Below are 21,961 nucleotides of genomic sequence, written 5' to 3'. Positions count from 1 at the left end.
AAAATTAATTAGGTTATTTAATTAAAGCACCTAATTCTGATTCCATTTTCTTTATCATTTCAGGTACTTTCGTTTTTATGAATTCTTCTTCAGGCATGTACTTCATTCTAGCAATGTCTCCTTTTACACTAACTGCTGAAAGTTTTGCAGGGTCTGCACCTTTTGCTACTGCATCCAATGCTTTTTTGTAGAATGTCATAATCACTTTTAACATGTTGTACTGTTTTTTAGGTGAACAGTAGCTGTCTACTTCGTGATATGCATCTTGCTGTAAGAAGTCTTCTCTTAAAATTCTAGCAATTTCTAAGATAACTCTTTCCCTATCTGGAAGTGCATCTGGACCAACTAATTGCACGATTTCCTGTAATTCAGCTTCTTTCTGAAGCAAACCCATTGCTTCGTCCCTTAAAACTCTCCAGTCTTCACCAGTGTTCTTTTTCCACCAGCCTGCAATATCGTTGATGTAGAGTGAGTAACTGGTTAACCAGTTGATTGCAGGGAAGTGTCTTCTTCTTGCAAGGTTTGCATCTAACGCCCAGAATACCTTAACAATTCTTAAAGTGTTTGATGTAACTGGTTCTGAGAAGTCACCACCTGGGGGGGAAACTGCACCTACGATACATACGAATCCTTGTCTGTCTTCTGAACCTAAACAGTCAACTCTTCCTGCCCTCTCGTAGAACTGAGCGAGTTTTGATGAAAGGTATGCAGGGTAACCTTCTTCTCCAGGCATCTCTTCAAGTCTACCTGAAATCTCTCTCATTGCTTCTGCCCATCTTGATGTTGAGTCAGCAGTTAAGAGTACACCTAAACCTTGATCCCTGAAATATTCTGCAATTGTAATTCCAGTGTAAACTGAAGCTTCTCTTGCAGCTACGGGCATGTTTGAGGTATTTGCAATCAATACGGTTCTATCCATTAATTTGTTTCCGGTTTTGATGTCATCTAAGTGTGGGAATTCTTCGATAACCTCAGTCATCTCGTTACCCCTTTCTCCACAACCGATGTAAACTACGACATCCACATCAGACCATTTAGCGAGCTGGTGTTGTGTAACAGTTTTACCACTTCCAAATGGGCCTGGAATTGCTGAAGCACCACCTTTTGCAAGACCGAAGAATGTATCTTCAACTCTTTGCCCGGTAAGTAATGGGATTACCGGAGGTAATTTTACTTTTGATGGTCTTGGCTTTCTTACAGGCCATTTTTGCATCATTGTTACTAATTTGTCGCCTTTTTCTGTTTCAACAACAGCAACTGTTTCTTCAACAGTGAAACTTCCAGATTTAATTTCTTTGATTTTACCGTTAATTCCAACTGGAATTAAGATTTTGTGAACGATTGAAGCAGTTTCTTGAACTGTACCGATGATGTCACCAGCTAACACTTCATCGCCAACATTTACGGACGGCACAAAGTCCCACTTTACATCTCTTGGAAGTGAAGGTACGTTTACCCCTCTTGGGATGTAAATTGAGTTTGTAGCATCTTCAATTGCGTTTAAAGGTCTTTGGATACCATCGTACATTGCTTTTAACATGCCAGGGCCAAGTTCTACAGATAAAGGTGCTCCGGTTCCAGTAACGCCCTCTCCAGGTTTAATACCTGCAGTTTCCTCGTAAACCTGAATAATCGCTTCGTTTTCAGTTAACTGGATAATTTCTCCGGTTAATCCTTCGTTACCTACTTTAACCACTTCATACATCTGGGAACCTTTCATGCCTTCGGCAACAACAACCGGGCCGGATATTTTAATAATTTTACCGACGACCATATTTTCACCTCAGAATTACTTAATATCTATACCGACTGCGTTTCTTACTAATATTTTTACAGGATCTTTTTCTCTAACGATAGGGCCATTTTTATCTGGAACTTCTACGATAACTTTTTTTGCGTTAGCAATAGTTTCCCTGATTCCTTCGCCGATTCGTTCAGTAGTAATTATTAATCCTATTTCAGCATTATTGTCCAATTCTTCAATCGCTTTTGAAGCCTGTTCAGGGGATTTAACTTCGTAGACATCCGTAAGTCCTGCAAGTCTAAATCCGACTGCTACATCGGAATCCCCAACTACGCCGATTCTCATAATATCACTTTACAATCGTTTTTAGGATACAAGAATCTCTCTGATTTCACTAGCAGACAATCCTTCAATTTTTCCTTTAATAATAATCTTTAAATTTCTTATTTCAAGTTCTTTTGAAGTAATAAGTCCAATTATCGGGCCTATTCCAAATGGCTGTCTCAGTGATAATTTTTTACCCATATTAACTAAGTATTTATCGAGAGCTTTTTCAAATATGTACACGGATTTTACTTTTTCGAATTCTTCAAGACTTTCATTCATTATTGAAGTGTATTTTGTACCTTCAAGTGAGCTGATAACTCCTTCAATTGATTCGACATCAGCAAGCTCCTTTAACTTCCATGCAGCAAGCTCGTATCCTTTGCTTGTAGTATAGTTTGAAATAACTTCGGAGGATAACCCGTCAGCTTTTCCTTTCAATATTATTTTTAAGTTTTCAATGTCAATCATTGCACCAATAAATTCTTTAAACAAGTCTTTTTCAGTACCGTCAACACTCACGTTTTTCCATAGGCTTTCAAGAATTGATTTATCCAAACTCATTTCAAGAGCAGTTAACTTTCCAGTCTGTTCATAGTCCGTTAATGCATCTGAAAGAATGGTCGTATAACCTGTTCCTTCTAAAGCGTTTACTATTTCTTCTACAGATTTAGTTTCACTTAATTCCCTTAATCTGCTTTCAGGAATTGTTCCAAGGGGAATTAATAATTTGAAAGTTTCTTCAGCATTGAGCCCAACGTATTTTGCTCTTAAAAGTGTTTTAATGTTTTTAACATCAAACTTTTTTTCAAGCAATTTTAATATTTTTCTTGCAGAGTCAGGTGATATATTTGCAAGTGTTTTGTATACGTGTGCTAAGTGAGTATCAAGTGCTTTTTCAGCAACTGTTGGATCTTCACTTTGACCTAATACTTCAGACAAATATGGCCCATAGTCAGTATCTTCCAAAAACCCGATTAATTCGTTAGCCCCTGCAGCTTCGATTAATTCATTCATTTTATGATCTTTAAGCAGTCTTGACTCCATACTTCTTACTCTTGCATTAACGTAAGCAAATGGAGCAGTTTCTGCCAAATATCTTATCAAAAAGATCATAATAACTAGGAATATGGCAATACCTGCAAGTACCAATAAAGTCATGAATATATTGGTGGGCATCCCTGCTAGTTCCATTAACTGTGTTAAAGCATCCATTTAAACCACCTTAGAACAACATTTCAGCAATTTTAGCCCTTATAATGTCCAAATTTCTTTCAAATGTTGCTTCAAGGCTATTGTCGGACACTTTTGTTTTATCTGCAGTTTTTACAACGCAACCGCCAATTATTGGTAGGGATTCGCCTTTTTTCAAGACAGTAACTTTTTTAAGCCGGTCTTCCATTTCCTTTTCAAGGGCCCACAACGTGGAATCGTCAATTAATTTCCAGTCGTTTTTGTTGAGTTGTAAGTCTAATTCACCACCACCAACTGAATAAACACCGGTGATAATCATTTTTAGTAAAATATCTTTATATTCGTCTTTTTGAGGTAATTTTACTAAATCTTCCTCTAATTTTTGAATAGCTTTTGCTATTGTCCTTTCTCTTTCTTCAAGCGAATTTTTCTTAGCAGAGAGTCTAGCTTCAGCTAAAATTCTATTTCTAGTCATTTCAGCATCTTTTTCTCCTTTTTTAAGTATCGCTTGCTTTTTCTTTTCAGCTTCTTCATGAGCTTTTTTTATTAATGCTTCTTTTTCTTTTTGAGCTTCTGCTAAAATTACATTTGCCTGAATTTTAGCATCTTCCATAATTTTGGATGTTATCTTTTCCGCTCCCATCGTAACACCTTCGGAATTGGATTTATATTGGAAACGCAAGGTTTCGTTTATTTAAGTTAGAACATGATACCTAGCATGATTAGGATAGCTATCAATAAACCGAAGATAGCGAAGGTTTCGGGCATAACTGCTAAAACTAAACCTTTACCCATTGCATCAGGGTCCCTAGCAGTAGCACCAATTGCACCTGCTGCAGTTATACCTTGACCAATACCTGAAAGACCTGCAAAACCCACAGCTAAACCAGCACCAAGTGCTGCGATTGTTGTAACCCCCGGACTTGCAAATACTCCAACTAATAAAAGGATAGCAACTAACAAACCGTAGATTGCCTGTGTTTCAGGAAGAACGGAGAAAACCATTGCTTTACCAAATATTCCATCGTTTTCTGCAACAGCACCTAAACCAGCAGCAGCAGCAATTCCTTGTCCGATTGCAGATAAACCTGCTAATCCCGTACCAATACCTGCTGCGAGCATTGCCCATTCAGGAGCACTTTTGAATACAAATAAGATTAAGATTGCAACAAGGAAACCATAGAGACCTTGCGTTTGAGGTAATGCCTGGAATACAATTGCAGTACCAAATTTGTTAGGGTCTTCTGCAACAACGCCTGCACCACTAGCACCGGTGATACCTGCACCGATACCTGAACCAAGACCTGCAATACCTACTGCTAAACCAGCACCTATAGCTCCGAGTAATAATGGGTTTTCAAATACCATCATAAACACCTCGTTCTTAAAACATTCTTATTTTACATTATTTTTGTTATTTATTGATTAGTTTGAAGTGTACTCTCTTTTAGCCTTAAATGGTGAGAATTTCTTTCCACCGCCTTCATAATACTGGCCAAAGAATTCTACATAGTGTAATCTTAATGAGTGAATGAACGAACCAAGACCATTCATTACAAAGTTAAATGCATGTCCAAATACAAGCATTACTATGGCAATTAATATTCCAATAACCGGAATTGCGTCTCCAAGTAACTTTGCCATGATATTTACGGCCATTGCAAGACCTCCCGTAGCTAAACATAAAGCTAAAAGTCTTGCGTAAGAGAGAACGTTTCCTAAAAATCCCGTAATATCCATTGCACCAAGTAATGCATCTAAAACTCCACCATTCATGAATCCCTTAATCATACAGAGTGCAATTACTAAAATTACTGCAACACCTGCAATCATCATGTTTCCAGTAAATACTGTAGTTACAATTGCAAGTATTAATAGCATCCACATTCCTTGACCTAAGAATGCATCTAATAATGATTTCTTTTTTAAACTTTCAGAAATGCCAACTGTTAAACCAATAAATAGGTGCAAAATACCTGCAACAATTGAGAATAACAATATTGTCATAGGCCCATTATTTACGTCAATTCCGCCAAGACTCAGTAATGGTTTAGCGGCACTAATGTATGTACTTTCACCAAGTGGATTTACCAAAGCAAGTCCTGTTGAGTAAATATCCATACCCATAAATTGGAGCATAAAGTCTCCCAAATACCCGCCAGTTAATATTCCAAAGAACACTGTTGAAAGACCAGAAAGCGTTAATATATACCCAAGATTGTATGCGCCTTGGCTTACTTTACCCATTCTCTTCCAAAGTACAACACCTGCCAAAGCAAGTAATAAACCATACACTGCATCTGTAAGCATAATGCCATAGAATAATAAAAATCCAGGCATTATCATCATTGTAGGGTCGATTTCATTATATTTTGGAGGTGCGTACATCTCAGTAAGCATTTCAAATGGTTTAATCGCTTTTTTATTGTCTAAAAGTACAGGTATTTTTTCAACTGGTTCATCTGGCTCCGAAATTTCAACAACGGAGTATCCTTCAGAAGCAGTTTCAATTATCTCTTGGACTTTTTTAACGTATTTAGATGGTGCCCAAGCTTCAACAAGGTGTGTCCTTACAGTTTTACCGGTCATTGAATAGGCTTCAGCTCTCTCTTTTTCAATTTCAAGGATTTCATGTAGTACTAATACTTCTTCAGTCCATTTTTTAGAAAGTGCATTCAATTTTTCTAAAATAGATTTCGTATCCTTTTCAATACTTTGGAGTTCCTTTTCAGACCCTATAAAAACATCTTTTGGAGTCCCGATAACTTCTGAAATATCGAGTCTTTCAAATCCGGATTTTCTAAGCTCAGCACCTACTACATCCATGTATTGTTTTAATGTATTGACAATTATTGGAATCTTTTGTTCCTTTTCACCAGTATTTACTGGCGCCCCTTTAACAATTTCAACGTATCCATCTGTAACATCAGTTAATGATGATTCAAGTCCCTTTAAGTTTTCAGGAAATGAAAGACCTGAAACAGTATACGTATATGGGCCTTCTCCAAGGAATTTAAGATCCAATTCAAAATCAGCGAGATATTTAACACTATCTTTTAATGCTTCAAGAATAGCTTTTCTATTTTCGAGTTCGGCCAACTTTTTAGCGGGTTCCGAGACTTCTCCTTCAACGCATGAAAGTACGTTTTCAACATGGGAGATAATCTCTGCGGATGATGAAAATGATAGTTTTTTCTTTTCAGGTACTTTTGGATTTAATATTCCTGAAAGTCCTGTTTTTTCCCCTTTGCTAACGTTAGAGAATAAATCTAGCATTCTGCTAACTTTAATTGTTAACGAAGCGACGTTTCTACCGTACTCGGCTGAAGGTGAAGGTGCCAAAAATGCACTCCATTCAGGGTCTTCGAGTTTAGTAGATAAATCGTATAACTCCACTAGCCCGCTTTCATGGAGTTTCCTAATAACAGGATCTACTTTTTCATCTAAGATGACCGCCCTAATTTTTTTCATTCTTGCGGGTCTCAATAAAACCACCTTTCAAGTTTTCACAACAGAAAAATCGTTAGAATTCAATTACATCTTTTAATGTAATATTTAAAATTTTAACTTTAGCAATGTTCACCATTTCAGAAATAGCTTTTTCTTCTTTAGCGATAATTTCTGATGCTTTTTCTTTAGCTTCTTTTTCAAATTTAGAAACCAATTCACTGGCAGATAATTCCGCACTAGTTTCAGTATCAGAAATGATTTTTTTACCTTCTTCTACTGAATTAAGCTTTATTTCTGCTGCTTTTTTCTTAGCTTCTTCTATCGCATTTACAGCTTCATTTTCTGCATGCTTTATTTCCCTAATGGTATCTATAGCACTCACAGAACAACCTCCTTTGAAGAATAATTACTATATCCCGTAGAATACCTATATATATTTTATTACTCAGGCATATTTTAAACAGGAAGATATTTTACGGGAAAAATCACTACTTGCCATATATAGTAAAGCAGTCATGATTATTATAACAAGGTTATTTATGCCACTTTGGTTTTTTAGACTTTTTCATATATGTACTATATTATTTGAATATATAAACTAATAGATATAATTTTTAAAATAAACTAAATAAATATGATTTTAATAACTATATACTACTTAAATCATGGAGTTTATGAATTCAAAAGGGTGTTGAATCATTTTTGCAGTTTCTTCAACTTATAAACAAAATCATCTATTTCAAAATCAAGAATAATTTTTTGAATTATGACTTTTTCATAAAATTTTTTTGAAATTTCAAGGCTTATAAATTAAAGTAAAAGACATATATATTTCATTAAAATCCCTTAACAATTTATTTATGGTATGGTTCCCCGTTAATTATTCTGAAACTACGGTAAATCTGTTCTAATAAGATAACTCTCATTAGTTGGTGTGGAAAAGTCATTTTTGAAAAAGATAATTTAAAATTGGACTTTTCAGAAACTTTTTGTGAAAGCCCTAATGACCCCCCAATAACAAATACTATATTTTTTTTCCCAGAAATCGAAAGATCATTTATATTTTTTGCTAATTCTTTTGAATCTAACTCTTTTCCAAGAATTTCAAGAGTAACTACGTAAAAATCCCCCTTTAAATTTTTAAAAATTCCTTCAGCTTCTTTATCAAGTATTTTTGACTTTTCAACATCGCTTGGATTTTCAGGCGTTTTTTCGTCAGAAATTTCAATAATATTTAATTTAGTGTATCTAGAAAGCCTTTTTTTGTATTCTAATACTGCATCTTCAAGATACTTTTCTTTTATTTTTCCAACAGAAATAATTGTTATATTCATATTTTTCACACAAAAAGCTTAATTTTTAAAACAGGCTGAATTTTAAAATATAAAAAAATATTAAAAAAGTAGAAATTACTGCTTTATGAATTTTTTTGCAATATCCATTACGTTTTCAGAGATTACAAACTTAGTGTTGTCTTTTAACGTGTCTGTAGTTACATCAAGTGCCCTATAAAGCTGTGCTTCATTTTTAAAATAGGTTTGAGCAGACTCAGAAACAATTTGTATTGCTTTTGCTTGGCCTTCTGCTTCGATTTTTAAACTTTCTGCAATACCTTGAGCTTTTAAGATTTTACTCTGCTTTTCACCCTCAGCTTCCAAAATTGCAGCTCTTTTTAACCTTTCAGCTTTCATCTGTTGGGTCATTGCATTTTTAATGTCAGTAGGTGGTTCAATTTCTCTTAACTCTACTTTTTCTACTTTTACGCCCCATGCATCCGTATCTCTATCAAGGGTTTCTAAAAGTTTTGAATTAATGTATTCTCTTTTGTTTAAAGCATCGTCAAGTTCAAGACTACCAATTATTGCCCTTAATGAAGTCTGTGCAAGGTTTATAATTGCATACTGGAAGTTCTGAACTTCTAAAATTGCCCTACTTACATCCATAACTCGATAATAAATAACTGCATCTATTTTAACACCTGCGTTATCCCTTGTAATCATTTCCTGAGGCGGAACATCAATTACCTTAGTTCTAACGTCAACTTTTACAGGTACGTCAATAAATGGAATTATAAAGTTTATTCCCGGAGTTAATTTTCCTCTAACTTTTCCAAGTCTAAATATAATTCCAAGTTCAAACTGGTTTACGATAATTACTGACTTTATAATGATAAATAATAGAAATATCCCTAGTATCAGGTTTAGCCAAAAAGGCATATTATCCCTCCAAGCATTTAATTACGAAATTATGTATAATCCTATTAATTACTATTTGTAGATACTACTACTAGATAATTGTAATGAATTAATGTAATGAATATAATTATAATAAAATAATAACCACGGTTATCATTTACGTTTACTCATCAGTTAAGTCTTCTACCACTAAAGAAACTCCTTCAATACCTACAATAATCACATCAGACCCTTTTTTTTATTGATTTTGAGGATTTTGCCTGCCATCTTTCCCCATTAATTGTTACGTGTCCGAAATTATTTTCTAAAATATCATCTACTATTTCCCCATGTTCTCCAATAAGTTTTTCTGCTCCTATTTTAACATCTAATCCAGTTTTATATACAAATCTTTTCATTAGGTATGCTGTAAGTAATCCTGCAATTAAAGCAGATGGAAGCGCCCATTCAGGAGCAAATAATAAAAATATGCCATAAATAAGAACTGCGACCCCTGCAACAGGAAAATTTAATCCTGGTAAAAATACTTCAAGAACAATTATTCCCATCCCTAATAAGATGAATACATGTCCTAATTCCATAACGAGCCACCTTATAAGAATATGCGTATATACGAAATAGTTTCATAATACTGCATAAAGTTTTAAAAGAGACAATATATATACTTTTTTAAATAATATCAGGAATTTTATCTAAAATTTTATTAAATAGTTCGTTAAAAACCTCTTCAGGCGTTTTTCCAGTTGTATTTACCATTACGAACCCATAAGTTGGTTCAAATTTTGAACATTTTAATTCTGCTATTTTATGGTATTCTTGCTTAATTTTTTTTTGAAATTCTATTTTTTCAAAAATTTCTTTTTCCCTAAATTCCATTCTTTTTAAGGCTTCTTCTGTATCCACGTCTAAAATTACTACAATATCAGGAATTTTTGCAAAAAAGTTTATCGAATAAATAAATTCCTTTGAAATCCCTTGCATTGTTTGGTAAATTATGGATGAATAAACGTACCTATCAGTTACCACATGGGATTTTTGTAACATTTTTTCAATTTCAGAAACATGTTCTACTCTATCGGCTGCAAAAAGAAGGGCTAGTGTTTCTTTTTTACATTCTGAACCAGAAAGAACCTCTCGTATAGTTCTTCCTATTTTTCCAGTTGTAGGTTCGCAAGTATATTCTGCATTTAGTTTTTCAGCAAGCATCTTAGCTTGTGTAGTTTTACCACTCCCATCAATTCCTTCAAAAACTATAAATTTGTTCATGATTTTTTCGCCCTAAACAATTGTAAAAGTAATTTTAGTGTTTAAAATAAATTTATTAATAAATCCTTAAATTAATGTTTCTGCCTTGCTTTATGGTAGTGAGCTAATTTTAGTCTCATTATTTCTTCTTTAATGCTCCATGTCCCATAATTTTCAAGTTCATCAAGCATAGGCATTACTTTTTCGATAATTTTGGAGTCTCTTTGCCCGAATTTTTTAATTGTAAGTAATGTTTTTAAAATTACAGATTCATCTCCGTCTTTTAAAAGACTTATTACTTTTGGAATTGCAGGTTTTATAAGATCCGGGTCAATATCTGCAAGTATTCCGAGTGCCGTATTTTTAACTTTCCAGTGAGGGTCATCTAATTTATCCATTACAAGGTCTAAATACCCATAATGTCCTTCATTGATAAAGTCTTGTAAAGATTGTAATGCCTCCACCTTAACTGACCAGTCACCACTTTCAAGAAGACTTCCAATTTTTCTTATTCTATCTGAAACGGTTTTTTTGGATGATATCGTTTCAGTTGTACGTCCAAGTTTTTCAAGAATTGATTTTGAAATTTTTGAAATAAGAGGGTTTTGCTCCATCTGACCTTCAAGGCACCAGTTTATTATTTCATAATGGTAATTTTCAATCTGTTCAAGTTTAAGTACGTTTTCAAGGAGTTTATATGCGTAAACTCTTCTAAACCACTTTTCACTATTTCTAACTTTTGAAATAACCATTATAAGGGATTCAATATCTGAAACTTCATCTTTTCTAAAGTTCAGTGCACAAAGTGCTTCATCAACACCAAATCCATTTTCTTTAATAATTTTTAATAATTCTGGTTCAGGTTTAAATACACATTTTACGGAAGTTTTCCTACTGATTTCGGGGTATTCGTACTGTAATTTTTTAAGTAGGTTTCCAGCTTCATTTCTTAGTTCAAAAATCCTATCAAATAATGCAATTTCTGTTATTTTTAAAATGAATATTTCTATTATTTTAATATCCATTTTTGAAATATTTTTTATTGCATAAAGCCCGTTTAATCTAGTTTTCCAGTTATTCTCTTCAAGATACGTATTTATAATCGATTTAACTGATTCCGTACATTCTGGAGAAGTTTCCTGTAAAATATTTTTTGTAATTTCAAAAATCTCATTATTTTCAAAATTCATTCCATTAACAATGCATAAAAAGTCACAACCATATTCTAAATACTTTTCAGAACTTTTTAATATCCGTTTTAGTGCAACGCTATCATTTTGGTATTTTTTTACAAGATACTTAAAAATTCCTGTTGAAGCATAAGGATAAGCTTTTAAAATTTCATCCATATGTTCAATAGTAATGTATGACTTATCTATTTCGAAATTAAAGTCATATTTTAATATAAGATTCGATACCTCTGAAACGATTTTTATTTCATCATTTAATGAAACATGTACCAAATGTCCAATAATTTCAGAAATTCTTTCATTACTTCCTTCAATATCTTTTAACACGTTTGAAAAACTTCTAAGGAGGAGAACGTAATTTAGCCTTACAAATACATTTGGATCGTTAATTTTTAATTTAGGGTCAAGATAGCTATCCAGTTTTTCTAAAATTTTAAAACGGTCATAAGACTCAGTACTAAGAATTGCCCTGACAATCCATAGCCCTTGAGCCCTTACAAGTCCAAATTTGTCTTCAATAGATTTTATTATTAATTCTAATGACTGTTCTATATATTCAGGATTATTTACTGCAATTTGAGCAATATCATTCATTAAATTTATTTTAGAAACCCAGTGTTCATTACTCCATGAGTTTGCGATACTTGAAACACCTTCTTTAATACGTAATAACGCTTCATCATCGACGTTTTTGTTGATATATGGGTAGTTCCACGGATTTGAAAGTTCATTTAAAAATTTTAATTTTAAATCTTCATTAATGTCTGGCTTTGTAAATCTGTCTATTGTTGAAACATAGGATATAATATGTGAATCACTTAACATGTTAAGCGCTTTTTCAATATTTTTAGAATCCATCAACTGTACGGATATTGCTCTTATTAATGAGACATCATGTGTTAAAAGTTCATTATTTGTTACTTTTTCTCCGATTATATAGTACCCGACAAGTGCACCGAATATGATAAGCCAGTCTTTTTCATATTGTAGTATATTATTTGCTTCATTAATGATAATATTTTTTAAATATGGCTTATCTTTTGAAAGAACCCCTAATGTTAAAAATAACCTCACTTTTAAATATCGGCTTATATTTTTAGCGGTAAATATCTTTAAAATATCTTCAATAATTTCATTATTCACTATTTCCGGGTTTTTTTCAAGGAGTACTAATCCTGAAAACTTAGAAATAAGGTCTGGGCTTGATATAAGTTTTTTAATGTGGGATGGGGAATAAGATGCACTTAAGTCAAGATGTAAATACACCTGATTTACCAAGTCTGCTATTTCATCAATTGTTTTATTATCTTCAGATTCTAAAATTAGCCACGAATAAATACCTATTTTTAAGTTATTTTTCTCTAAAGTTGATTCAATTATTTCAGGAAGTATGGAATCGATTAATTCGGGAGTTACGGGAGCCATTTTCCACACATTCATCATTGCTTCTAATTTTAAAAAGGAATTTTTTGAATGTAAGTCTTTTGAAAGCAATATCCCATATCTTTTAATTGCATACTTCATAACTGGTCTATTCAATAACTCAGTTACTATTTCACTAACTGCTTTATTTTCTGAATTAGAAATCCTTAAAAGGTGGGGAATCACTTTATACGATATTTCTGGATATTGTGTTATAATATTATTGACTGCCCATAAAATCCTAACCTGCATTATGGTTTTTGGAAATTCTAATTCTATAAGTAGGTTTCTAAGTACGTATTCTGCATCGTCTAGCTCCTCGTAAGTAATATTTCCAAGTCGGTTTACAGCATCTAACTTTGCATACCAACTTTCCTTTTTAATTTCCGATACAATTCGCTTAATGTTCATGGTTTTCCCAAAAAAAAGTGGATTTAATTAAATGGTTTAATTTAAAGTAAATATTATAAGTCAAGTTTAAGTAAATATTTATTTATTATTTTATTGTCATTACTATATGCAAACAAATATAAAAATGGATATTTAACAATATAAATATCATTAGTAAAATTCATTACACTAACCTTTGAATCAATTGAAAAATGATATTAAGAATTAGCAAAATATTAATCAAAATTAGTTAAACATTCACCGGTGTAAATTTATGAATATCGAAAAGCTAAAACAAAAGATATTAACGAAATTATCCAAAAAAGAACTTGAAAAAAGAGTAAACGAAAAAATTGAAGAAAATTCAGGCTTGCTTGGTGAAGAAAGTGCAGTAATGCTTGTTGCACAGGAATTTGGTATTGAAATTACTTACGATGACGACGAAGAATATGATTTTTCAATAAAAGACATTCAAGACGGCCAAAAAAATGTTGAAGTATCTGGAAAAATAATTGAAGTTTCCAATACAAAAGAATTCAGCAAAAAAGATGGAAGTACTGGAAAACTTGCATCGATAACAATTGGAGACAATACTGGAACTACTCGACTTACCTTATGGAATGATAAGACTGAGCTTATTGAAGGTTTAAAAAAAGGGGACGTTATAAAAATTGAAAATGCATTTAGTAGAAAATGGAATGATAAAGTTGAATTAAATAGCGGTTCTGAATTATCAATTGAAAAATTAAAAAAATACGATGAATCAAGGTATCCAATTTTGAAAGAAAATTACAGTATTTCTGAACTTTTACCAAATCTTTTGGCAAAAATTAATGCGGAAGTAATCTTGGCATACCCTAAAAAGGAATTCAGCAAAAAAGACGGTACAACAGGGCAGTTAAAATCTTTAACTTTAAAGGACAGTACTGGAAGTATTCGCGTTACACTCTGGAATGAATTAGCAGATTTTGAAGTTAAAAAAGGCGATTACGTGGAAGTAAAGGGGTATGCAAAACAGGGTTATTCGGGACTTGAATTATCTGCCGACAATATCACCATTATAAGAGAAGGACAGTTAGAAGAATCTTTAAGTGAAAATTTAAAGATTTCAGAACTTACTGACTTTAAAGGTGAATTTGTAAATGTTTCTGGAAATATACTTACAATTTCACCGTCAAGGGAAGTCTCATTTAATGATAGAACCTCTGAAGTTCAGGATTTGTACATTTCAGATGATACAGGCCGTGTAAAAATTGCATTTTGGGGCCTTAATAAGGACGTCTTAAAAGAGCTAAATAACGGGGATTATGTAAAAATTTCAAACTGTAAGTTACGAAATTATAATGATAATTCTGGTGAAAAACGAGCTGATTTAACTTACAGCTACCTTTCAGAGCTTAAAAAAGATAAAAAATTAAGTAAGGAGATAGAAGAGATAGTAACTCCAATTTCCGAAATATTATCTGGAAAAGCCAATAAAAATGATGTTACAGTCGTTGGAATGGTTGTTTCAGCTTATCCTATAAATGAATTTAAAAGAAGTAATGGTTCAACTGGAAAGGTTAAAAATATTACTATAGATGATAATTCAGGAAGCATTCGAATGTCGCTATGGGATAATTACGCAGAAATGGCCATTTTAGAAGGCGATATTTTAAAAATAGTTCACGGTTACGTTAAAGAAAGTGGAGAATATATGGATCTTTCAGTAGGCAGATTTGGGCAGATTTTGGTAAATCCAAAAGGAATATCGGTAAAATCTAACCGGTCATTTATTGTAGATATTGAAGAAGGCAAATCAACAGAAATTCGTGGAACTGTTGTTGACTTTAGAAAACAGGATTTAATACTTAATTTATGTCCAAACTGTAGGAAAAAACTTAATGCTTCCGGAAAAGAGTACGTATGTGAGACTTGTGGAACTGTAACTCCAAATGAACTTTTAGTTTCAACAGTTGCAATAGATGACGGAACTTCAGTTATAAATTGCAGAATTTATGGTCAGAATGTGGAAAAAATTACAGGAATGTCTAAAAATGAACTTAAATCTTCTAACTTGGATGCACTTTCAAAAATTCTTGGAAGAGACTTTATTTTTTACGGAAGTCCAAATATTAGAAACGATGAACTAGAATTTTCTGTTAAAAGTGTGTCTAATATTGATATTAATCGTGAAATAGATGCATTGGAACAGATTTAATTACATTTAATTTTTACTTCACGTCTCTTTTTATTTTTTAAGAATTAATAATTTTTTAAGGCATATAACCCAGTAATAACCTATATATATTGTAATTTAGATAGTAAATAGGGTTTATTACTAATAGGATTTAAATTTTTTTTGTTTTAAAAAATTTGTTGGTGATTTCATGAAAAACAATGTAGTTGTTGTAACCGGAGTTCCTGGAGTTGGGAGTACAACCGTAATGCAAAAAGCAATGGATAAGTTAATTGAAGAAAAAATAAGCTATAAGATGGTAAATTTTGGAAGTATGATGTTTGAAGTTGCAAAAGAAGAAGGTTTAGCCGAAGAAAGAGACCAAATGCGAAAATTAAACCCTGAAACACAAAAAAGAATTCAAAAAATGGCAGGACGAAAGATTGCAGAACTTTCAAAGCACTCTCCGGTTGCAGTTGACACACATAGCACTGTAAAAACGCCAAAAGGTTACTTACCGGGCCTTCCAGCATGGGTATTAAATGAATTAAATCCTGATATGGTAATTGTCGTTGAAACAGATGGTGATGAGATATTAATGAGAAGAATGGGTGATGAATCACGAAATAGGGACTTAGAGACCACGAAAAGTATTGAAGAACACCAGTTTATGAACCGATGTGCAGCAATGGCTTACGGGGTATTAACTGGTGCTACCGTAAAAATAGTAAAAAATAAAAACGGTTTAGTTGACAATGCAGTGGAAGAATTAATTTCGGTTTTAAGATAATCTATTTATATTTTAACTTTTTTAATTGATTTATAACTTTATTCGATTTTGTAAAAGGGGAAAAGACATGTTTGAATCTATTTATTCCGCATTTTATTCTTCAATGGATGCGATTTTTTTACCGATGGTACAAACAATGGAACCTGCAATCTTTATATTTCTTACCGCTCTTTTAGTGTCGTTTATTATAAATTTAGCGACTAAATTACTAGTTAATCAAGGAAGAATGGCAGAATTAAAAAAAGAACTTCAAGAATTTCAGGTTAAAGCTAGAAAAGCATCAAAAGACCCAGAATTAATGGCTGGACTACAAAAAGAACAGCAAAGAATGATGGAAATGCAAATGGAAATGATGAAAATGAGTTTTAAACCTATGATATACACATGGGTTCCGATAATTATAATATTTGCATATCTTAGGCACGTTTATGACTTTGGAGGAATTTATCATACAATGACTCCCGCATGGAACGGAGTTATTGTTGAACTACCCATAATTATCTCAAAAGTACTATTTGTTGGAATATGGCACTGGATTGGCGGAATATTTTACCACGGCGGATTTGGAGTTGTTTCAGATCAAGCACTCGGCTGGCTTGGATGGTACATAATGTGTTCAATGGGTACATCAATGGTTCTTAGAAAGTTAATGGGCATAAAATAAAAATGGCATAATATTCCATTTTTTTTAAATATTTTTAAATATGGTATAAAACTGTAAAATAGAACATGACGCTTATTTCATCCATTTCTTTAATTTCAAGGTCTTTAATTTCATTTTCTTCAGGTTTAAAGCATTTTTCGCCAAGGTTTTTAAATAAAACATTTACACCTATATTTTTGGGAAGATTTTCTTTAAAATATTTACTTTTTTCAATTATGCAACTAATAATACGATTTACATCATTTTTGGTAAATTTAGATTTTTCTTTTGGAATATAAGTTATTTTTACTGATAATTTTTCCTTATTTTCAAAATTCATCCAGAAATCTCCAAAATCCGTTTCATCAATCCTATAATCCTTAATTTCAAAACTTCTTTCAATTGTATTTTTCATAAAAAACCCTCTCTAAAGTATTTTAAGATATATTTATTATCTTTTTCATATCACTATTCTGAGGTTAAAATTGAAATTACTTTATTTTTAGCTCGCTTTCTCCAGGTGGAAGTATTCTAAGTACATCTTCATCATCAATTCCAAATTCACTAAATTCTTTTAAAATTTCTTTTACAAGATCACTCTTTTTCTTTTTACTGGACTTTAAAATTACCCATTTTTTAGATGAATCTTTTAAAGAATTTTCAGTTCCAGTAGTTAGCTTAAGTTCTCCATCATATTCAAAAATCCCGACACCTAAATCAAGTGCAGCACTTCTAATGAAATTTCTCTTTCCACGAATAACAAATGCACCCTTTTTTAAGTACTCTCCACTTTCCGCAGTCTTTGAAATCTGGTCAGGCATAACCCAATAAACGTCGGCACTCCCTACTCCAAGTTTCCATGCTCTTGAGTGTGATGCTGCAAACTTAGAAACCTCAAATAGTGTTTTTTCTTCAGGTGCCTTTTCAGAATCTTTCATTTTAATTACTGTAAATGGTGCTCCGTCCATTAACGTGTGAAATACTATATCGTTTTTTTCAACGTATCTTTTTATAATCATTTCATTGGTAGTTGCATCCTTTCCTGCAACAATTAAATATCCATCAATTAGGGTCCATTTTAATTTTTCATACCATTTTAGTAATTTTTTCTCTTTTTTCTTTATATTTTCCTCCTTTTCACGGAGAACTTCCGAATCTGTTTTTTCTTTTTCTTTTAATTCATTCAACTTCTTTTCAGAAATTTTTAAGGCTTCAATTACTCCACTAACTTTATTTTTAAACTTCTTTGATTTTTGATAAAAGTCGTCAGCACTCTCAAAAGCATTTTTTCTTAAGTCCAATACTACATTTTTTTCAATAATTCCATTACCGTAGTCTAAAGATAACTTTAAACTTATTTCTGCATTTTTCTCGTTTACACTTATAATTTTCCCTAAAATTTGATGATCTTTATTCTTATTGATAACTTCTTTTATCGCATTCCAGTCCATTTTTTCTCTTGCAGATCTTATTGTTGAAAGTATCTCATCAACATCCATATAATTGGCATAAATCAAGTCGCCCTTTTCTTGATTTAAAACGGACTGTTTTTCGTATTTTTCCTTTGTTTCAAGCTGACTGTTTAATATTCGTTCCTGTTTTTTTACAAGCTTATTAATCTTAGTTTCAGCTTGTTTAATCTCTTTTTTTATAATAAATCTTGAAAAATATTCATCAAGTGCTACAAGAAAACTCTCATAATTTTTAATTTCATTTTCAGGTATTTTTTCATGAATTTTAAGGGAAATAGGGTCAATATTAACATATTCATTATTTTTAATAGTGATTTTAGAACAAATTTCATTGAATACTCTATTAAAAAATTGTTTTGTTCCAAAAAACAGGTCTTCAAGTTCCTGTTCGTTTGGATTTTTAATACTTTTGTTAACGTTAGAAATGGTGCATATTTCTTCTGCATAAACTCCAGAAAGTCCAAAAATTCTAGAAACAATTCTAACGACCTCTGTATTTACGTTTTCTTCTTTTTTAAATTCTTCAAAGAACAGGTCTTTTGCAATAGAATACCCTAAATTCTTTGGTTCAAGATCTTTTTGAGGAGGGAATTTATAAATTTCTTTTGGAACAACATTTCTTGTACTCCACCGTTCAATTTTTAATGGAAGAATTATCACATCATTTTTATCAAGTAATATTGCATTCCCTTCCCCAAATAACTCGATAATCAATTTATACTTTAATTCATTCCATTCAAAATTGAATAGTACAATTCTATCAAAATTGTGCTGTTCTATACTCGTTATTTTAATATTATTCAAGTTTTTTCTAAGTAGCATTGCAAAGGAAGGGGGATTTTTTGGTTTTTCTCTTTCATATTCTGTAATTGTAATATATTTATATTTTCCAAGGCCTATCGCTATTTCTTTTGACCCTACTTCAGGAAGATGCACTTTTAAAACTAATTCTTTCCCGTCAGAGCCACTTAATAAAAATGCTTTATCAAATTTCGCCCCAATTAAGCTTTGGAGTTCATTAACTGCAACACTTATATCAACATTCGTCATTTCAGTCTTCATACTATCTCGCCGTTAAAAATCTTAATTCTTTAGAATATCACTACTTAATACTTAATTGATTATTGGCATATCCTGTAATTTACTAGTTATTGTAATACAAAGTTATGTAATACCCATGTTAAATACTAATACTGCAATAAAAGAGACTCTTTTCCTGTTTAATTATATATATTTAAACATCATGAATATATATTACTTTTAAAGTCTTAAAATATTTAAACATTCTTAAATATACTTAAATATACCCAAATACTCTTAAATTTTGAAAACACGGCGAGGCATAATATGGACGTTAAAAAATTGATAGTGGTTGCAATTGAGAAAAAAGTACTGGATTTAACGGGAAAACAAATCGAAATCAGACTTGATGAACCTCCTTCCATAAATATGGGGGATTATTCAACAAACATTGCATTCCGACTTTCAAAAGAGCTTAAAAAGGCCCCAAAAATAATTGCGGAGGAAATTACCTCATCTTTAAGTATTCCGGGAATTGAAAAAATAGAAAGTTTGAATGGCTACATTAATTTTTTCATGGATTATTCTGTTTTTTCAAAAGAAACTACTTTAGAAATTAACTCAAAACAGGAAAATTTTGGAAAAAGCGATTTAAAAAATAAAAAAGTTATTTTAGAGCATACTTCGGCAAATCCTAATGGCCCATTTCATATTGGACATGGTAGAAACATGGTTATTGGGGACAGCTTAAAAAGAATACTGAATGCAGCAGGATATACTGTAGAAACCCAGTATTATGTAAATGATATGGGTAGGCAAGAAGCAATTGTTGTTTTTGGAAATGATAGATTTAAACTCGATAAATCGAAAAAATCTGACCATGCAATTGGACAAACGTATGTTGAAGCAAATAAGTTACTAAATGAGAATGAAGAGTTAGAGCAAGAAATTCTAAACTTAATGAAAAATTATGAAGAAGCAATGGAAAATGGCATTGAAAATGAAATTACTGAAAAATTTAAGAATGCCGTAGAATATGCCCTCACTGGATTTAAGGAAACGCTTTCAACATTAAACATACATCACGATAAATTTGTCTGGGAAAGTGAATTTGTAAGAAGTGGACTGGTTAGAAATGTAATAAATAGATTAATGGAAACTGGAAAAGTTACCGAAGAAGATGTTTATAGGTTGGATCTTTCTGAATTTGGAATAGAAAAAAAGTTGGTTCTTGCAAGACTTAACGGTACGAGCTTATATTCAACAAGGGACGTTGCTTATCACATGACTAAAATGGAAAACTGTGATTTTGCAGTAAATTTACTTGGTGCAGACCACAAACTAACTGGAATAATGGTAAACAAAACGCTTGCACTTTTAGGATACAATGAGGCGGAAATTGTATTTTATGAATTTATTTCGCTTCCTGAAGGTTCAATGAGTACAAGGCAAGGACGATTTATCAGTATGGATGAATTATTTGAAGAAGCAAAATTAAGGGCAAGAGAAGAAGTTAAAAAAAGAGAAGTAGCAAAAACAGAAGAGGAAATCGAAGAAATTGCAAAAAAAATTGCAGTTGGGGCAGTAAGATATAATATTGTTAGAATTTCGCCTGAAAAACCCATGGTATTCCGATGGGATGAAGCTCTTGACTTTGAAAAGGTAGGGTGCCCAGTAATTCAGTATGCCCATGCAAGATGTTCGAGAATTTTAGAAAATTGCGAACCTTCAGGTTTAGTAAATTCAAAAAATTTGTTTGAATATGAAATGGCTGAAAATGAAAAAATAATTGTAAAACTGATTTCAAAACTTCCTGAAATTGTTGAAAAGTCAGCAGAAGTTAGAAAACCGCAGATTTTAGCAAACTATGCACTTGAACTAGCACAAGGATTTAATAAATTTTATGGAAACTGTAGAATATTAAAAGAAGAAAATGAAACCGTTAGAAATTCAAGAATTATGATTGTAAACTCTACAAAATTAGTTTTAGAAAATTCTCTTGACCTTTTAGGTATCGAAATGCCTGGAAAAATGTAAATTTATTTTTATTTTTATTTTAAAATTATACGTAAAGTTTAGATATAATAATACAACTTTAGTTTTAAATTTATTAAAAGACTATTAAAATAGATTATTTTATATCTTATAAAAAAGATAGTAACAGACTTGTTTTAAAATTTTACAAATGCCTGTCGTGAAACTATGGATGTATACGATATTTTATTTTTAAAATGCAGTGAATATGAAGTCCTTTTAAATGAAAAACAAATCCCTTTGTGGATGATTAAAAAAGAAAATGCTTTAAACGTAAATTTTGACCTCCCGTGGAATAATTTACAAGATCTTGCAATATACCTTTATGAATTAAAAAGGGAACAGCAAAAGTCAAAAGACCTTTTAAAATGTAATTTAGAAGAAATATTAGTTGGAATTTCTTATTTACCATCTAAAAAGTCGGGATCATTGCTTGCAAATGAATCAATTGGAATTGATGCATGTTTAAGCTATTTATCAGAATTTATTACTGCAAGAATAAACTGTATCTATCGCTACCACTACCCGATGACAGTTCCCGTAAATAAATCTTTATTTGATGAAGTAATTTTAAAATTTCCTCAAAAAAAAGACGTAAAGGCAAAAAATAAACATGATTTTGAATATATTGTATCAAAACTTAAGAACTATGATTTTAAATTACAATTTAAACGTAACTAAAAATAATTT

General features: G+C 31.8%; 19 protein-coding genes. 5 read left to right on the top strand and 14 right to left on the bottom strand.

Annotated elements, in window-relative coordinates; all coding sequences use genetic code 11:
• Window positions 1-13: 13 nt before the first annotated feature.
• From MEVAN_RS01885 to MEVAN_RS01830, 12 genes are all read right to left on the bottom strand, one after another.
• Window positions 14-1,774 carry an ATP synthase subunit A gene (locus MEVAN_RS01885; RefSeq protein ID WP_011972179.1) on the bottom strand — a complete coding sequence of 587 codons (1,761 nt, stop codon included), beginning with the start codon at window positions 1,772-1,774 and terminating at the stop codon, window positions 14-16.
• A gap of 15 nt (window positions 1,775-1,789) precedes the next feature.
• Window positions 1,790-2,089 (bottom strand): V-type ATP synthase subunit F, encoded by a 300-nt coding sequence (locus tag MEVAN_RS01880; protein ID WP_011972178.1) that lies wholly within the window; start codon window positions 2,087-2,089, stop codon window positions 1,790-1,792.
• Window positions 2,090-2,110: 21 nt separating this feature from the next.
• A complete protein-coding gene (locus tag MEVAN_RS01875; RefSeq protein WP_011972177.1) occupies window positions 2,111-3,283 on the bottom strand; it encodes a V-type ATP synthase subunit C in 1,173 nt (390 codons plus the stop codon).
• A gap of 10 nt (window positions 3,284-3,293) precedes the next feature.
• Entirely contained in the window at window positions 3,294-3,905 is a 612-nt protein-coding gene (locus MEVAN_RS01870) for a V-type ATP synthase subunit E (protein ID WP_011972176.1), read from the bottom strand.
• A gap of 56 nt (window positions 3,906-3,961) precedes the next feature.
• Window positions 3,962-4,630 (bottom strand): ATP synthase subunit K, encoded by a 669-nt coding sequence (locus tag MEVAN_RS01865; RefSeq protein WP_011972175.1) that lies wholly within the window; start codon window positions 4,628-4,630, stop codon window positions 3,962-3,964.
• Window positions 4,631-4,687: 57 nt separating this feature from the next.
• Window positions 4,688-6,748, bottom strand: a complete 2,061-nt coding sequence (locus MEVAN_RS01860; RefSeq protein WP_198002522.1) for a V-type ATP synthase subunit I — start codon at window positions 6,746-6,748, stop codon at window positions 4,688-4,690.
• Window positions 6,749-6,785: 37 nt separating this feature from the next.
• On the bottom strand, window positions 6,786-7,094 hold the full coding sequence (locus tag MEVAN_RS01855) for an ATP synthase subunit B family protein (protein ID WP_011972173.1): 309 nt from the start codon (window positions 7,092-7,094) through the stop codon (window positions 6,786-6,788).
• 472 nt (window positions 7,095-7,566) lie between these two features.
• On the bottom strand, window positions 7,567-8,046 hold the full coding sequence (gene rlmH / locus MEVAN_RS01850) for a 23S rRNA (pseudouridine(1915)-N(3))-methyltransferase RlmH (protein ID WP_011972172.1): 480 nt from the start codon (window positions 8,044-8,046) through the stop codon (window positions 7,567-7,569).
• A gap of 75 nt (window positions 8,047-8,121) precedes the next feature.
• On the bottom strand, window positions 8,122-8,928 hold the full coding sequence (locus tag MEVAN_RS01845) for an SPFH domain-containing protein (protein ID WP_011972171.1): 807 nt from the start codon (window positions 8,926-8,928) through the stop codon (window positions 8,122-8,124).
• 203 nt (window positions 8,929-9,131) lie between these two features.
• Window positions 9,132-9,488 carry an NfeD family protein gene (locus MEVAN_RS01840; protein WP_011972170.1) on the bottom strand — a complete coding sequence of 119 codons (357 nt, stop codon included), beginning with the start codon at window positions 9,486-9,488 and terminating at the stop codon, window positions 9,132-9,134.
• Window positions 9,489-9,576: 88 nt separating this feature from the next.
• Entirely contained in the window at window positions 9,577-10,173 is a 597-nt protein-coding gene (tmk, locus tag MEVAN_RS01835) for a dTMP kinase (protein WP_011972169.1), read from the bottom strand.
• Window positions 10,174-10,244: 71 nt separating this feature from the next.
• Window positions 10,245-13,175 (bottom strand): HEAT repeat domain-containing protein, encoded by a 2,931-nt coding sequence (locus tag MEVAN_RS01830; RefSeq protein WP_011972168.1) that lies wholly within the window; start codon window positions 13,173-13,175, stop codon window positions 10,245-10,247.
• Window positions 13,176-13,428: 253 nt separating this feature from the next.
• Between MEVAN_RS01830 and MEVAN_RS01825 the strand changes: the two genes are divergently transcribed.
• The 3 genes from MEVAN_RS01825 to MEVAN_RS01815 all read left to right on the top strand — a co-directional run bounded on the left by MEVAN_RS01825 (window position 13,429) and on the right by MEVAN_RS01815 (window position 16,766).
• A complete protein-coding gene (locus MEVAN_RS01825; protein ID WP_011972167.1) occupies window positions 13,429-15,354 on the top strand; it encodes an OB-fold nucleic acid binding domain-containing protein in 1,926 nt (641 codons plus the stop codon).
• Between the two features lie 169 nt (window positions 15,355-15,523).
• On the top strand, window positions 15,524-16,102 hold the full coding sequence (locus tag MEVAN_RS01820) for an adenylate kinase (RefSeq protein WP_011972166.1): 579 nt from the start codon (window positions 15,524-15,526) through the stop codon (window positions 16,100-16,102).
• Window positions 16,103-16,169: 67 nt separating this feature from the next.
• Entirely contained in the window at window positions 16,170-16,766 is a 597-nt protein-coding gene (locus tag MEVAN_RS01815; RefSeq protein WP_011972165.1) for an EMC3/TMCO1 family protein, read from the top strand.
• A gap of 34 nt (window positions 16,767-16,800) precedes the next feature.
• Here the strand turns inward: MEVAN_RS01815 and MEVAN_RS01810 are convergent, their stop codons facing one another.
• Window positions 16,801-17,160, bottom strand: coding sequence for a hypothetical protein (locus MEVAN_RS01810; protein ID WP_011972164.1), 360 nt, complete (start codon window positions 17,158-17,160; stop codon window positions 16,801-16,803).
• A gap of 76 nt (window positions 17,161-17,236) precedes the next feature.
• Window positions 17,237-19,279 (bottom strand): ribosome rescue protein RqcH, encoded by a 2,043-nt coding sequence (gene rqcH, locus MEVAN_RS01805; protein ID WP_011972163.1) that lies wholly within the window; start codon window positions 19,277-19,279, stop codon window positions 17,237-17,239.
• A 285-nt stretch (window positions 19,280-19,564) separates the two neighbouring features.
• Here rqcH and argS point away from each other — a divergent pair, with 285 nt between their 5' ends.
• Window positions 19,565-21,274 (top strand): arginine--tRNA ligase, encoded by a 1,710-nt coding sequence (gene argS / locus MEVAN_RS01800; RefSeq protein ID WP_011972162.1) that lies wholly within the window; start codon window positions 19,565-19,567, stop codon window positions 21,272-21,274.
• A 165-nt stretch (window positions 21,275-21,439) separates the two neighbouring features.
• Entirely contained in the window at window positions 21,440-21,952 is a 513-nt protein-coding gene (locus MEVAN_RS01795; protein ID WP_011972161.1) for a hypothetical protein, read from the top strand.
• Window positions 21,953-21,961: the final 9 nt, after the last annotated feature.

It is taken from the genome of Methanococcus vannielii SB (assembly GCF_000017165.1).
GTDB lineage: Archaea > AGJL01 > Methanococci > Methanococcales > Methanococcaceae > Methanococcus > Methanococcus vannielii.
The sequence above is the reverse complement of the archived record's forward strand: the minus strand, read 5'-3'. Positions and strand labels throughout refer to the sequence as shown.